9 protein-coding genes are annotated in these 14,970 nt (G+C 41.7%); 2 read left to right on the forward strand and 7 right to left on the reverse strand.

All coding sequences use genetic code 11. The features are described from left to right. Nucleotides 1-94 precede the first annotated feature (94 nt). A complete protein-coding gene (locus NYE48_RS16755; RefSeq protein ID WP_340999490.1) occupies nucleotides 95-1,828 on the reverse strand; it encodes a recombinase family protein in 1,734 nt (577 codons plus the stop codon). 992 nt (nucleotides 1,829-2,820) lie between these two features. Here NYE48_RS16755 and NYE48_RS16760 point away from each other — a divergent pair. Beyond that, entirely contained in the window at nucleotides 2,821-5,916 is a 3,096-nt protein-coding gene (locus tag NYE48_RS16760) for a sacsin N-terminal ATP-binding-like domain-containing protein (RefSeq protein ID WP_251536455.1), read from the forward strand. A 9-nt stretch (nucleotides 5,917-5,925) separates the two neighbouring features. Next, nucleotides 5,926-6,765, forward strand: a complete 840-nt coding sequence (locus NYE48_RS16765; protein ID WP_251536453.1) for a TIR domain-containing protein — start codon at nucleotides 5,926-5,928, stop codon at nucleotides 6,763-6,765. 497 nt (nucleotides 6,766-7,262) lie between these two features. Here the strand turns inward: NYE48_RS16765 and NYE48_RS16770 are convergent, their stop codons facing one another. The 6 genes from NYE48_RS16770 to NYE48_RS16795 form a co-directional block, all read right to left on the reverse strand. Next, nucleotides 7,263-9,002 carry an ATP-dependent helicase gene (locus NYE48_RS16770; RefSeq protein WP_251536451.1) on the reverse strand — a complete coding sequence of 580 codons (1,740 nt, stop codon included), beginning with the start codon at nucleotides 9,000-9,002 and terminating at the stop codon, nucleotides 7,263-7,265. Next, the gene (locus NYE48_RS16775; protein ID WP_251536450.1) at nucleotides 8,995-10,848 is read right to left on the reverse strand and encodes an ATP-dependent nuclease; all 1,854 of its coding nucleotides are present in this window, start codon (nucleotides 10,846-10,848) and stop codon (nucleotides 8,995-8,997) included. The genes NYE48_RS16770 and NYE48_RS16775 overlap by 8 nt, the downstream gene beginning before the upstream one ends. 187 nt (nucleotides 10,849-11,035) lie before the next feature. Then, nucleotides 11,036-13,006, reverse strand: coding sequence for a C40 family peptidase (locus NYE48_RS16780; RefSeq protein WP_251536448.1), 1,971 nt, complete (start codon nucleotides 13,004-13,006; stop codon nucleotides 11,036-11,038). 32 nt (nucleotides 13,007-13,038) lie between these two features. Continuing rightward, a complete protein-coding gene (locus tag NYE48_RS16785; protein ID WP_251536446.1) occupies nucleotides 13,039-13,446 on the reverse strand; it encodes a DUF6075 family protein in 408 nt (135 codons plus the stop codon). A 118-nt stretch (nucleotides 13,447-13,564) separates the two neighbouring features. Then, nucleotides 13,565-13,984 (reverse strand): sigma factor-like helix-turn-helix DNA-binding protein, encoded by a 420-nt coding sequence (locus tag NYE48_RS16790; protein WP_062410508.1) that lies wholly within the window; start codon nucleotides 13,982-13,984, stop codon nucleotides 13,565-13,567. A gap of 474 nt (nucleotides 13,985-14,458) precedes the next feature. After that, the gene (locus NYE48_RS16795; RefSeq protein ID WP_328270385.1) at nucleotides 14,459-14,947 is read right to left on the reverse strand and encodes an S-layer homology domain-containing protein; all 489 of its coding nucleotides are present in this window, start codon (nucleotides 14,945-14,947) and stop codon (nucleotides 14,459-14,461) included. Nucleotides 14,948-14,970 lie beyond the last annotated feature (23 nt).

Raw genomic sequence — 14,970 nt, forward strand, 5'->3', positions numbered from 1 at the left:
GGCATCAATCCCACAGGGTGTCTTTGCTCTCTTTGCATTGGCGGCAAGTGGGTAAACGTGCAACGTTTCCCCTTCATGCCTCTATGCTCCCCCCTTATAAATCAAGGAGCACACGCACTCCACATGTGTTGTTCTCGGAATAGGAAGGCACTCTCCCCCTTTCACTTCGCAAGGACTTTTTTTGCTTATGCATCTTGCTTTGGATGCTGTTATGAAAGCCGGTCTTATAGACGAAGGTCAGTCTGTACGGCTCGGGACTTTCCTGATTGGAGTTCTCCCCAATAATCACTTTATCAACGATGCTTTCGAATACGTTTCGGTCGAATGCGGTCAGAACCTCATTTGTTTGAAGCACTTTGCGGAAATGCTCAAGCCGCTTTCCCAAATCAATTTCATCTTGTGCGGATTGCTCCAGTTGTTCCTTTTCTTCGAGCAGTTTAGTGAGCGAAGTATCGAGTTCCACATACTTCTGTTCGTAGGTAGCCCTGTCTATTTTCTCATCCAGGCACAAATCAATCAGTCTGCAACGTTTTTGCTCCGTGGCCTGAATATCGCTGTTAATTTTGTTCAGTCTCATTTGATTATTCTGGTCGCTAAACACCGATTCCATTCTTTTCATAAGCTCGTCCAGCACGTCCGAATTTTTGCGGCACACCAATTTGTATGATTCGACAAAAGCACCCTCAATCAGCTTTTCCTCCAAGGCTTTACTGTGAGGGCAGTATTTCTTCCCCTTTTTCGTGGCTGTCACGCACTGCCAAATCACCTTCTCGTGCGGAGTTCCGCTGTGCCAGTTCCGCCGCGAGAGATTGCTTCCGCAGAAAGCACATTCCAACTTGCTGCTGAAAGCAAATTTTCTGCTGTACTTGTCCCGCTTGCCTATTGCGCCGCGGCGGCGATTTTCGCCTCTTCGATGCAATATATCCTGCGCCTTCTCAAATACTTCCTCGCTGACAATCGGCTCATGATGATTTTTGACATAAAACTGATCTTCCTCGCCGTAATTGTCCAATCTTCTCTTGGAAATGGGATCGACGGTAAATGTCTTTCCTTGCAGCAAATCGCCTTTGTACTTCTCATTCTTTATGATACCAAGAACGGTTGTGTCCTGCCATTCGACTCTTCCGTACTTGGTCTTATGTCCCGCCTCAGTCAGTTCCTTGGCAATAACGTAAGCGCCGATCCCCGATGTATATCGTTCAAAAATATAGCGGACGATTTCGGCTTCTTCTTGATTAACGGTGATCTGTTTCGTATTCACATCGTAATCATAGCCCAAACAACTTTGGAAGCCCACCAGTTCGCCGCGCTTCATTTTCATCTTCAACCCTTTTTTTACGTTGGCGGAGATGTTCTCCACTTCCTGCTGCGCTACTGAGCTTAGAATGACGAGCAGCAATTCGCCGTCCATCGTCAGCGTATTGATATTCTCATCTTCAAAATGTACGGCGATGTTCTTTTCCTTCAACATTCGGACGTATTTCAACGTGTCCAGCGTATTTCTTGCAAACCTGGAGATAGACTTCGTGATGATCATATCAATTTTCCCGTCCATACAATCGTTAATCATGCGCTGAAAATCCTCGCGCTTCGTTACCTGAGTACCGGTTATGGCTTCATCTGCATAAATATCAACCAGCACCCAGTCGCTTCGTTTGCTAACGAGATCGGTGTAATAGGCGACTTGCGACTTGTAGCTGCTCAATTGCTCCTCGGTGTCGGTACTTACGCGGGCATAAGGGGCGACGCGAAGGACATCCGATAACTTTCCGGCGTTGCGATCGGATATTTTCCTACTTGCTTTAATTACTTCTACTTCGAGAGCCATGATGTTGTCCTCCATTCTTATTTACTTGCCATCAGTTTAATAAGAGATGGGCGGACCGACAAATGTGCGAATCAAGAAGTAAGGTCCGAAATGATGCCGTAATCCCGCATCGTTTTGTTCTTTATCAAATGAAATTCGTTTTCGGTAATCAAAGATAATGCCAGTAATTGTTTTATCATAGCGATTTGCATGCTGTACCGGATGAGTTTATGGTTCATAAAAACCTCCCAATAATCCAGCAAAGCTGAAAAACAGAGATGCGCGACAAACATTACCGCTTGTGCGCATCTCTGTTTCCGCCTCTGTTTTGGTTGCTTCTCTTCCATTAACCCTATCCGGCGGACAGTGGTTAGCCGTCCTCATAGGCTTCAAACCTCTTCCAGGATCGCTGCAAGCCGCCCCCATTGCGATGAGCTATGGCTGGACGAAAGTATCATTATCCCTCCGCATGGATCTTCGCCTTAAATGGAACCACCATTTATGGATTGCATGGGCAAAATCGCTCGCTTTCTGACGGTTCCGCTACAAGACATGCAAAAACAAGAACCGGCAAAATGGTCGTGGCGCGCCTGCAATTTGGCTATCCTTCTAGGCCATGCGGGGAACGTACCGGATAAGATTGTATTCGGTTGTCAAAGTTCATTGAGAGGAACGGAACATGTCCCTCTATTATTCATTTCATTTTTAATGCAAAATCGGACCAAACTTTTCGAATATCTCTTTTCATTTAGCTTACAACAAACGTCCTATAGGGACTTATCTCCCATTTATATGGTATTATTATGAGAAAGACTTCTCGTTTGTTCGTAGGTCGATTTGGTTGAAACCGTGAGAATTTCGTTCCAACAAAAAAATTTCAACTTAAGTTCACATCGTACCGAATCAAAACTCCCAGCAGAATTGCTTTACATTTATAACTTCGAATAGTCATAATTTTTTCTTATATAAGATTCCTTGAGATTTGATTCTAATTGAAAGCGAGGACATCTAACATGTCGTATATTTCAAAGATTAAACGTTCTAAAGAAAAAGTTTACAGTCATGCAATTGCTACGAAAATCCTCGACTTGATGGATAAATTGAGATTTGATGAAAATGGAGACTCTGCACGGCGTTGGGTATGGGAGCTATTGCAAAATGCTAAAGATGTTGCACACGAAAATTGCGATCTAACAATCGAAATTGATTTTAAAGTAGATGATGAAAATAAAATTATTGAATTCAAGCATAACGGGAAACCTTTCACGACGGATAATGTAACCTTTTTGATTGAGCAAGTTTCGACAAAAGAAAGGACAACGCAGGAAACTGTCAAGAAAAAAACAGGGAAATTCGGAACAGGCTTTCTCACAACACATCTACTGTCAGAAGAAGTTGAAATTGAGGGTGTACTTAAGGAATTGGATGAACCATATAAAAAATTCAAGATCAGACTTGATCGAAGCGGTACTGATATTCATGAGATTATCGCTTCAGTGAACAATTCACATGCATCACTTGAAGATATTGATTTGCAAGGTCCGTACAATGATTATTCACCTGAAGGTCTCAATACCGTTTTCAGATATGTTTTGGACGAAAGTGGCGTAAAGGTAGCCCAAACTGGATTAAATGACCTACACATTGCATTGGCTTATACGTTAGTCTTCTTGCCTGAGATAAAATCCGTCAATATAGCCAATGAGAACGTTCAGTACGAGTTGTCCAGAAGCCATCGTGAATTAGGAGATAATATTAAGCTTTACAAAGTGACAAAAAGCGAATTGTGGGACGAAGACGAGACTCAAATTGCGGTTTTAACTGAAAATGATGTTTCTATAGCTGTAGAGATTGAATTTGCTGAGGATAGAATCTTTCTAAAAGAGTATAATCCGCAATTGCCTAGATTGTTTTGTGATTTTCCATTAATCGGGACAGAGGATTTTTCATTTCCTGTTGTTATAAATAGTTCTAATTTTAATCCGAATGAACCGAGAAACGGTGTATACCTCACAGATCGCCCAGGGCAAAAAATTGAGGAGAATAAATCAATAATTCTTAAAGCGTTAAAGCTCTATAACACTTTGTTAGACCATGCCTCAAAGGAAAACTGGGGGAATATCCATTTACTTGCAAAAATACCGAAACAGAAAGAACAAGCATGGATTTCAAAAGAATGGTTTAATAGTGAAGTACTCCTCCCTATTAAATCTAAAATACTTAATACTCCAATCGTAGATACCGAAGACGGCAGGAGAATTACAATTCTTCGCGAGGATGGTAAGGCAAATGTCTGGTTTCCTTCAGCATCCTCTAAAGATCTAAGAAATAAGATTTGGGATTTAGGGTCTCAGTGGATACCATCAATGTTACCACGGAAGGCTCATATTGATGTTTGGTATGAGCTTATATGGCCTGAAATGGGCCAGCTTACATCGAAAGTGATTACTAATTCAATCCATCAGAGAAATGACATAGATAATTTGGCCAAATCGCTTGTTAGAGGTATTGATCCCATCTCATGGCTAAATTCTTATTATCAGATATTAAATTTAGACCAAGATTGTTTGAATGATGTGAACAACGACCAATATTCAGTTATTCCCAACCAAAAGGGCATTTTTAAGAAAAAATCAGAGTTGAAAATTGATAAGAATATCGACGAAGAATTAAAGAACGTAATGGAACTACTAGGAATAGATATTCGGGATTACTTAGTGCATAATAAAGTAGCAACTGGTCAAATCAAATATGCAGTTAAACGACAAGAAGAAATCGTAGATGAAATGAACAAATTAATAAGGGAAGGAAAACGCGAAAAAATATTGCACGCTTGCAATTATTTAATAACGCTATATTCCAAAACACCTGATTTTCCAAGCAAGAGAAAATTAATTTACCAATTTTGTAAGGCGATTTATCCCAATGAGATACACGAAGAAAGAATAATATATAACTGGTCCGAAAACATTTGGGACGAGGTTGATAAAAGGCAGATTAGGTGGATTGCTCAAACCATAGCTAAAACAGGAAGTGTTTCTGCATTTACAGAATACCTGCAGTGGACAAGCACATCACAAACTCTTGGCTGGTTAAACAATTTTATTTCATTCCTGATAGATAATGATTACGATAATATATTAAACAACAGTGTCAATCCGATTCTGCCCAACCAGTATGGTGAATTTGTCATAAAAGATGATCTATATTTGGATGACGGCGAGATTGACGGAGCTTTAAAAGACATTTCTGCTGAACTGGGATACGATTTCAGAAAAGAATTGCTTGACCTAAATATATTTTTAGATTTGCCAGAAACTCGAGTGAAGAAGGAACAGGATGTAGCGGACCAAATATCTGTTCTGTTAACAAAACGACTTAATGAATATCCTAGGAGCGAGGAATCTAAAGTAATATTCAGAAAAATTTTCGTTTGGTTTAATGAGAACAAAGAAAAAGCCAAAAAGTTATTTCATGAAATATATAAAAATAAACATAAGCTTATTGATGATGAAGAGATTGCGATTAACATGGAAAAAGCAGAAAAATTTGATCGAATACTTAATAAGTATGGACTTACCGATGAATCGGCTTTGGAAAATCTATTATCAATTCAATCGACATTAGAAGCCGAAATCTTAGGGGCTAAGCAAAAAATTACAGAAGAATTTTTGATTCAGTCGGGGATCTTTTCGGATAGGGGGTTAGAGAGAGCGTTAGAGAACAGCTTCTTTGCTGAAAACTTTATTCATATATCTGACAGTAACCCTATTAAATTTGACTATGTGCAAAATATATTGAACAGATCTAGAGAGAGAATATTGAATTACTTAAAAAAGAAACCAGATTATAATTTAGATAATATGATTGAAATTGACAAGACTATTTTTTTAATATCGAAAAATAACGAGGAAATTTACCTTATTACTAGACCTTCTGACTTTGGCCAAATAATAATTTATTATGACACGGAAAAAGACGTACTTGATTACGAGAAGGATTGGGAAATATGGGTTGAAAACGGTCGGGATGAGCCAGAGAAAGTAACATTCGGGAAAATACTAAAAACTACGGGAATAAACAAAATTCCATTGAGAAAAATACGATAGGTGTATTAAATGTCTTTAGATACCGATATCACTAAGTTACTCGCGAAGGAAATTACGGCCAATATAATATGTCGAGAATTTCAATTAAAGCCTAGTGCTATTGCAACATATATATGTGCATTAGCGAACACTGGTCTCGGTTATATTATCATTGGGGCTACGTATGATGGTGAAAGTTTTTATTTAAATGGAATCAGTCAGAAATTTAATTTTCAAAATGTAATTGATAATGCGCTAAAACTATTTTCTTTGCAACCTGAAATTGAATATGCCATTGTGGAAAAGGAAAAGAAATATTTGTTTGTAATTAAGGTGTTAAAATCCAAACATGATGTCTTTGTACTTAATAGCAAATATGTCTTAGAGGGCTCTGACATAATAAAATGCGAAGGAGCGATTGAATTGGATACTTCAAAAGTTTTCATTGTTCATGGTCATGACAATGAAGCTAAATATACAACAGCACGATTCGTTGAAAAGTTGGGTTTGGAAGCAATTATTTTACACGAACAAGCAAGCAAGGGAAAGACAATTATAGAAAAAATCGAAGAACATTCCAATGTTGGATTCGCAATCGTATTATATACTTCTTGTGATGTCGGGAAGTCGAAAGATGAGCAAGAATTAAAACCTCGTGCAAGACAAAATGTGGTCTTTGAGCATGGGTATCTTATTGGAAAAATAGGACGAGAAAATGTATGTGCGCTTGTAAAGGGGGATGTTGAAAAACCTAACGATATCTCTGGTGTTGTTTATGTTGATATGGATAGTCATGGCGCTTGGAAAATAGCATTAGCTAGAGAGATGAAAAGTTCCGGCTACGACATTGATATGAATAAAATTTACTAAAAACTAACTATCGCCCAGAATTTCAAAGATTCTGGTATGGCGCGTCGCTCGTCACTGCGGTTTGAACAATACACACCAGGAGAGAAGGGAAAAGACGATATATTGGCCGGAATAGCCGCGCTGCTTGGGCTATTCTGGCCAATTAGCCGCACCGAATTCGGCATCACTTCACGTCCAAGTAATTTTTTGAATATTTGGTCATGATTCGGCTCAGCATTCTAGCTCTCCGTCTGCTCAAGCGTCACAGCTTCGCCAACACACATAACCTACAGTGACGAGTGTTTTAGCTTCAACAGTACAATGGTCAAAACCATTTACGTATCATGCGCTAGCAATTTGTATGCTTTGTATCGCCTCACTTTTCCAGCCCAACTTAGGTAAGTAGCTTTCTTTGTGGTTATGCACCAATTCTCCCAAAACTTTTTTAGATTGGATCAAAATCAACTTTAACTTCGCGGAAAATTGCTAAAAATTTTTCACTCATAACGAGTTCTCTGTTATACTCCAATTAGTTTCTTTTCCCATGCTCTCTTTTCAATTTCGTCAGGAACAGCAAGCACAAGCAGTTTACGCGGCCTCGTAATGCCCACATAGACAATTCTTAACTCTTCACAAGTTGTAATACTAGTGTTATTTTTTATATACGTACTGTAATTACTTCTCTGGCCGGCCTTTTTCTTTAAAAAAAGTAGCACAGCATCAAAGGTCTCGCCTTTCGCGGTATGCACTGTTCCCAATCTATACTCACGATGTTCCGCATATAATTCGGCAGTTTCAAACAATTGATTGAACGTCAGACCTCCAAAACAAGAGTCAACTTCCAGTTTTATTCTGATGCCATTTATTTTGAAATTCTGATTTGCTTGATTAATCCAGCTCATAAGATCGACGTTAGTCTTTGGCAGTAACTGAAGAATCTTTAGAACACGTTTTCGATATTTCAAAAAACCTTCCACTGATATCCTTTCGGCAATGTCATTTTCCGAGCAGTAATTATTGCCTGTAAGTGCTTTATAAATTGCACGCTCAATCATTTTATAACCATCTTTAAATTGCTTACGATCGTATAAGTATTTGCCTTTGGCGAACTCTCTTGTAAACATTTTTCCGGGGAGCCAAGGGACTTCCTGCTTCATTGCACCGTCGATACCTATAATTTGATTGTAAAAGCCCTTACTTCTGTACAATACAGCAATTTTTTCACGGTTTATATCGATTTGGTGCTGAATGCATAAGCGAAGAAAATCATCGATTGTATGCTGTAAATTGTCTGCATTATAGGTAACAATAGTTGGCTGTAGTTCGCATTCTTTCACATTTTCGTTTACTGCTACTGATGGATTATCTAAAGAAGATAACCGATAAGTAAAATTGCAGATATTACGGGAACTTCTTCTATTTTCGTTTAAAACGATTGAGTTTTCTTTCCAAAGAGCATACTTTTCTATAAATAATTCCGGTTTGGCATCATTCCATTCATATATTGCCTGATCCGGATCTCCAATCATCAAAATGTGCTCAAGCCCGTGATTCAGGAGACAGTCGATGATTTTCATTTGAACATCCGATGTATCCTGTGCTTCGTCAATCATAAGTTCGGGGAATCTCTGCACAATTGATTTGGCCACTGCAGGATAACTCTCCAATATTTTAGTTGAAATGTAGTTGGCATCTGATTGTGTGGCAAATCCTTGTTTCCAGAAAGCATACTTCATGTGTTTCAGGTGCTTGACATGACCACTTTCGGAGCCATCTTTATTAAACCATTTGAAATGATATTGTGTCGGGCTCTTGGTACGTATCGCAATATCCTCAGCGTTGAAACTTACTGCATCAAAGTATCGGTTATAATCTCTCTCATATTTTCCACCCGTCCAAGTACCATGTGGTTCACCAACAAGGATGGGACGCCTACTGCACCCCATAATGAGATGACCATAAGGCAAAAAAATGAATTTATTAACGAAGCTGTCGATTGTGCCTAAAAAGTGAGGATATTGCACGGGTATTCTAATCTCAAACTTTTCATTAAGTTGTTTTTCAATCTCCTTCCATGCAACATTTGTAAAGGAAATAGCAGCAATACCTTGGCATTTTCGATCCCAATTACTTATTCTATAGGCTAATCTCGCGGCAAGCGAGTATGTTTTCCCGCTGCCGGGACATGCTCTGACGACAGATCTTCCGGTTTTTTCAAAAACAATCTCGCGTTGTCCTGAGGACAGAGAACTAAACATCGGCATCATCCTGAACAACCCATTTGATTGCTTGTGCGATGTACTCAGGGACTTTAAAGTTAATTTTTGTTGCCCCTTGATTTGCATCGTTTGGGTGTGCTTTATTAGCCAATTCCTTTTCGGATTGACGATAGTCAAACAGTTCGGCTTCAAGTTTCACTGCCAGCCGATAAGCCAGTTCCGACTTATCCTTGTTAGTCCCAAGCTTATTCATAAACTCGCGAGCATGCTGAATATCGGAACTACCTTTCTCAATAATAGTACGCTGATGCATCTCCTGATAGATATTCAGCAACAAATCCCTGTTCGCTTTGTCCTCTAGAAACAAATCATGTTCAAATGTGACTTTTGCTAACTGCACTTTTAAAAGCCCTTGCTGCATAGCCACAGCTTTTACAGCCCTCTCTGAAATTTCTCCAGTTGATTTAGGATCACTATCCGTTATAATAGCTGCTCTTGCATGCAGTCTCTTTTCTTCATCCGTAGAGTTAAACAACTTTCCAAAATGCTCAAAGGCCACGCCGTTCACATTCACAATTTCAATCCCGTTTTTATCCAGATCATACTTCCCGTCTTTATCCATTAATTTTGCAAAAACAGGCAAAAGCAATGCCTCGGAAATACCCTCGACAAAGATGACTCCATTAGCGAAAAATAATTGCGACTTTGTTACATCCAGAAACTTGGCTAAAAACGCTTTGTTCTCATCCTTTAAGTCAGAATTTTTAATTGACAACGCCGAAATATTGTTCTTTTGATTTTGCACAACGATAAGCGCATTTAAATCGGCTTTGGCAGTAATAGTCGGAGAATGCGATGTAACAAAAAGCTGGAATCCGATCTTGTCTAATTCATTCAGATATTTGAAGAATAAGTTTTGCAACTGTGGGTGCAGATGAGCTTCCGGTTCTTCGATTAACAGGGCAATATAGGTCTCAGGTTCGACTTGCTGTCTGTTCTTTAAATCGCCGAGAACAGTTGCAGTATATATCAGGTTATTATACCCTAGTCCATTCTGATAGAGTTCAAAATACTCTTGCTTTGAAGAATCGGTTTGCAGATTTTCTTGGTTGAAAACAGGAATTTGCATGCGAAGATTATCGACTATGCCTTTAAACTCGTAAGGAAGAAAGTCGATCTCTACTTCTTGTCCTTTTCCATGAAAGGTTGTTTGCTTTAAATGTTCGTTAACTTTTTCTTTTCCGGTGGTAATTAAATCTGTCCATTCTTGATTGTTTTTCAAAGCATCCGTTACTTTTCTGGCCAGTTCCTTACGCTTATCTTCATCAATTCGATTTTTATTGCTGTCCTCGTTCAGATTCATGTAGAGCTGTCCGATACGATTTCCTCTGGAGGGTCTCAAATACTGTTCGGCATCTCTTAATGCCCCGAGATATACAAACAACAGTAGATCCCATACATCGGGTTCAATTTGCTGGCCTTCATTATGCCCGCCCCAAACCCTGTACTTTATTTTTTCTATATATTTTTGTCGATCTATGTAATATCGAAAATGTATTTGCAACTCACTCTGACCATTATCGTTGAGTGCATGCAAATCGTTAAACCAGCCCGTCTCTTCATCTTTCTCTACTTCAAAATTCAAATGAAACTCGATGTCAGGAAGCAGGAGATCAGGGTTCGACCTATCGATGTAAAAGTCACTTCTCCGAACGTAAATGTCACGGGCTTGTTTTCCGTAACTTAAACATATTCTCAAAGCATCGATGATCGCGGATTTGCCGGCGTTATTCTCCCCGACAAGAATATTTAACCCCTTATTAAATTCAAGCTTTAGCTCTTTTATAGCTCTAAAGTTCTTGATATGGAGATATTTTAAATACATAGGACCATCTCCTCTGCGTTTATGTTAATACCAAAACTTAGAAGTCCGTAAGCCCAAAGTAATAAATACGACAATACCGGACAACATTCCTGCTTTATCATCTTTTGTTGATGTCGGTTGTAGCTGGGGAAGAAGAGCTTGTGACGGTTTCTAAAATCATCATCGTATCGTTCTGAGGAAGATTACCTCACCGGTTAATACCACTCGCCAGATACGGCCTGCCAAACAACACTTGTTTGTCCGAATCGAACAGATTGCGATACACCACCTGCCCCCGACTTGAGGAAGCGTCCACTACTTTGCCGTCTCCCGCATAAATCCCAACATGGGTAATATCCATAAATCTACCGTTCCGTTCGTAACTCCAAAACACGAGATCGCCCGGAACCAAATCCGCCGCGCTTACGGTCAGGCCATTCTCCACGCAAAATCTGGCCTGCTCCGCGGCGGTTCGCGGCAAGCTAATGCCTAACTGACGATACACCCATTGGACGAGATAGCTGCAATCCGTATAGTTGTCCTGACCGGCCTTCGGTTGGCTGTACGGATCGCCTAGACGAGTCAGCGCCAATTTGACGGCTTCACTGCCCAGTTCACCATCGGGCAAATGCTGTTGAACCAAATCAAGTTGCTCCGGCGTCAAACCAATATCCGCATCTTTTCCAAGTATTGCATACATGAGCGGGCGAAACTCCTCGGACAGCATTTCCTTCATTAATTCCATCTGTTCATTTGTAAAGCGGTATATATCTGCCTGTTGCTCCGCAGTTTGGCTAATGACCGTAATATGCAAAATGCGCTCATATCGGGTAACCGTCTCTTCGCTGGTGCTCCCGTCCTCCTGTTCGACCGTAACCGTTTCCTTATGTTCTATCGTTTCAACACGAGATTCCAGCGAATTCATATCCCAAAATACCGATCGAATGATACCGATTCTTGTTGCATCAAGCGTGGCCACATCCATTCCGTTTTCAGCATCCGTGACGGTCTTCACGGCAAAGACGGCGATAATGTCCATCCAGTTATCGATTCGTGTATTGTCCGCGCTGCCGGGATAATGATATTCCACCCGGTCTACATTGCCAGCGGATTGCTGTATATCTACCAGTCGGGCGGCAAATTCATCCTCTATTTCCTGAACGATTCGGGTAAGCGGCTTTACATCGGCATCCGTATTTTCACCAGACACAAAGATACCGAAAGGAGAGGAAATGACAGCGGCTATCGCCATGACAATGCACAACAATACAATCACCGAACCGCTGATCCCCAAAAGCCCCGTCAATCCCTTGACAAGCAGGGCGGTAGCTCTTACAACCATTTTAATGATAAGGCGATTCAATCTCGCGATAGCTCGCGCGGTTTGAATGGACCGGCGGGCAGACATCGCCATCTGCGCATCCCGTTGTGCTTCCTTGACGGCATTCATTTTCCCTTCAGTTTGAGCATCCGAATGATTGTTAGCGTGCTCTAGCCGATGCCCATTTTTTATAAATGGCGATAACGTCTTGAAATTTCGTACTTTCCGTTTGATCGTATGACCTGATTGTTTCATTATAGTAGACGGGACTCGGTTTAAAGGTTGCACGTATCCATTTGCTGAACGAGATACCGCGGCGGAGAATGTTTCCTTCTTCCCGACCGGTTTTGGATGTCCGATATCCCGTTTCTGCATCCGGTCAGGATAGCTGCCTGTTCGTGAACGATGCAGAAGCCGGGCATTGACACGGCTTCGTATAAAACGTTGTTTCCCTGAATGCGAGCCAGATGACAAAACGTATTTTCCATTAACCGGCTTACGGAGACGTATGCTACGGGCAAGTCGCGGTGTACGCGTAATCGAAGACTCCGTATTAACATCAATCGGGTTCTGACTTGTGACAGAATCACCATCTGGCAACGACCGCCTTTTTAGAATGTGCCGAATCAATCTCTTGTTGATACGCAGACTCATCCCCATTTGGGCACGTATCGTTTTTTTCGTAGCCGCTGCGGAATGGCGCTGCGCATATTCAACTGGAGACGAGGAAGTCGTCTTGTCATTCTCAACTTGCCGCTTGGCACGATCGCTTGAACGATTTACACGATCCAACACGTTTGGGAATCTGTCCAAACGTTTGATGTCTTTCACAACATTCCTCGTTTTAATTTCCTTCATCGTCCCATTCCACTCCCGTCGCTGGCAGCCATTCAGCGAATTTGTTCGGCCAGCCGTTTGATCGTTCTCTCGTGACTTCGGCAATAATCGGGATAACGAAGACGAATCGCTTCAAAAAAGTAGGGGGCATAGCTGCAATCGAATATTTCGTGGGGAGTGGAGTAACGTTCGCCTCCTGCTTCGGTCCAGCCGTTCCATAAATTAAAGGCGAGCCGACACACTCGAATGGTACTGCCGGTTTGCCAAGGGGCCGAAAGACCTTCGGGCTTAATGCCGCCATTAGACAAATCATACAAATCGCGGATATGACTCCTGGTTTCTCGGGAAATGCCCAATGTATAGAATAGCGCCCGGTGGTAGCCATCGCTGCATTTCCCTTCAACCAGCATCTGAACGTAAAACCTCTCGTGTTCCTCATCTCGAAATCGAATCGGATGCATCGTCACATACCCCTTTCATGGAGAATGCAGCGGCTGGTTGCAACCAGCCGCTGTCTGAACATGGTCCTCTATATAACCGTTCATTTTGGCAGGAAAATCGGACCCTCCAACGAAACGATTACATGTTTTTGAGCAAGTATTCCATTTGTTTCAAGCCTCTTTGGATAGATTTACGAACCGCCCGCTCATCGACATGCTCGGCTCTGGCAATAGCGACTTTGCCCATACCCAAGAAATAATGGGCGTAAATCCGTCTGGCGGATTTCACCGGCAACTGGCACATAGCTTCATAAAGTTGCTGCCGTGAAAGTTTGCGCTCGTAATACTCCTCCGGTGAAATCGAAAGAAATAAAACATGCTGCTCAATCCCATCGTTGCGATCGAGCGAATAATAGGCCCGATGGCGATACGTTCGCAGCCTGTAGGCGCTTTCTTCCAAGTCGAAGCGGCGGATTTCATGGACAACTTCTTCATCTACATCAACCCATACATCCGTCTTAAAAAAAGGATACATATCCCGCAAATTCATCTTTTTCATTCATGTCCCTCCATTTTGGTTTGTTGGCAAACCAAAACAGAGGGGGGGGGGGGGGGAGAACGACAGCCAGCGCTACCTTTTATGCATACGTGCAATAGCTGAAAAAAACAAAAAAGACCTTGCCGCAGAGCATGCCAACTCTCCATTGCGGCAAAGTCCGAATGTGTTCGTATTAAAAGCCGTAGAACAAATTCATAAAATGATTGCGGCCTAACAATATAGGCAAATGGGGATACATAAATATCAGCTCCATCCTCACATGGCAACACCGCTGCGAGAAGAAAGCCAATCTGTTATTATGATGGTGCTGTCATACAAAAGTAATGAAGAATATTTATTAAGATGAAAAAGGGCCATCCCTTCGAAAGCGATGACCACATTCGTTGGAACAGTCTCATAAATGGATTGCTCTGCGACTTCAAAAGAAAGGGCAGACCCAACCGAGTAAAATCATGTTAGGTCTGCCCTTGATGTTTATTGATTTATTCTTGCTCCCGAACTTCCAGCATTCTGAGTAGCATGACTACCGCTTCCGACCGCGCATTTCGCCCAGTTCGGAATGTCTTCGTCATCGGCAAAGCCGGTTTGTGCATTCGCGTCAAAAGGCACCTTCAGCGCATTGGCAATCATCGACGCCATCTCCGCGCGGGTGATCTGCGCATCAGGCCGGAAGCTGCCGTCCTCGCACTCGCTGACGATCCCCGTTTGCACGGCGAGAGCAACCGCTCGTTTCGCCCAAGCCCCGATCTTGGCCTGATCCGTAAAATCAAGCGCCACGCCTGTGCCGTCCAGTTTAAGCGCCCCAACCAGCATAGCCGTAAATTCGGCACGTGTGACCGAGTTGTTTGGCCTGAACGTTCCATCCGGGTAGCCGCTCACCAACTTTTGCGTCGCTGCGCGAATGATTGAGCACTCGCCCCAATGACCGGCGATGCCGGTGAACGATGGAATTAGGTAACATATTCATATTCCGAACGTTTATTGAT

Origin of the sequence: Paenibacillus sp. FSL M7-1455 (assembly GCF_038004655.1) — a bacterium.
Classification (GTDB): Bacteria; Bacillota; Bacilli; order Paenibacillales; family Paenibacillaceae; genus Paenibacillus_AQ; species Paenibacillus_AQ cookii.

Coding starts and splice junctions, on each gene's coding strand:
- NYE48_RS16755 (WP_340999490.1), bottom strand. CDS start 1,828: ATGGCTCTCGAAGTAGAAGTAATTAAAGCAAGTAGGAAAATATCCGAT.
- NYE48_RS16760 (WP_251536455.1), top strand. CDS start 2,821: ATGTCGTATATTTCAAAGATTAAACGTTCTAAAGAAAAAGTTTACAGT.
- NYE48_RS16765 (WP_251536453.1), top strand. CDS start 5,926: ATGTCTTTAGATACCGATATCACTAAGTTACTCGCGAAGGAAATTACG.
- NYE48_RS16770 (WP_251536451.1), bottom strand. CDS start 9,002: ATGTTTAGTTCTCTGTCCTCAGGACAACGCGAGATTGTTTTTGAAAAA.
- NYE48_RS16775 (WP_251536450.1), bottom strand. CDS start 10,848: ATGTATTTAAAATATCTCCATATCAAGAACTTTAGAGCTATAAAAGAG.
- NYE48_RS16780 (WP_251536448.1), bottom strand. CDS start 13,006: ATGAAGGAAATTAAAACGAGGAATGTTGTGAAAGACATCAAACGTTTG.
- NYE48_RS16785 (WP_251536446.1), bottom strand. CDS start 13,446: ATGCATCCGATTCGATTTCGAGATGAGGAACACGAGAGGTTTTACGTT.
- NYE48_RS16790 (WP_062410508.1), bottom strand. CDS start 13,984: ATGAAAAAGATGAATTTGCGGGATATGTATCCTTTTTTTAAGACGGAT.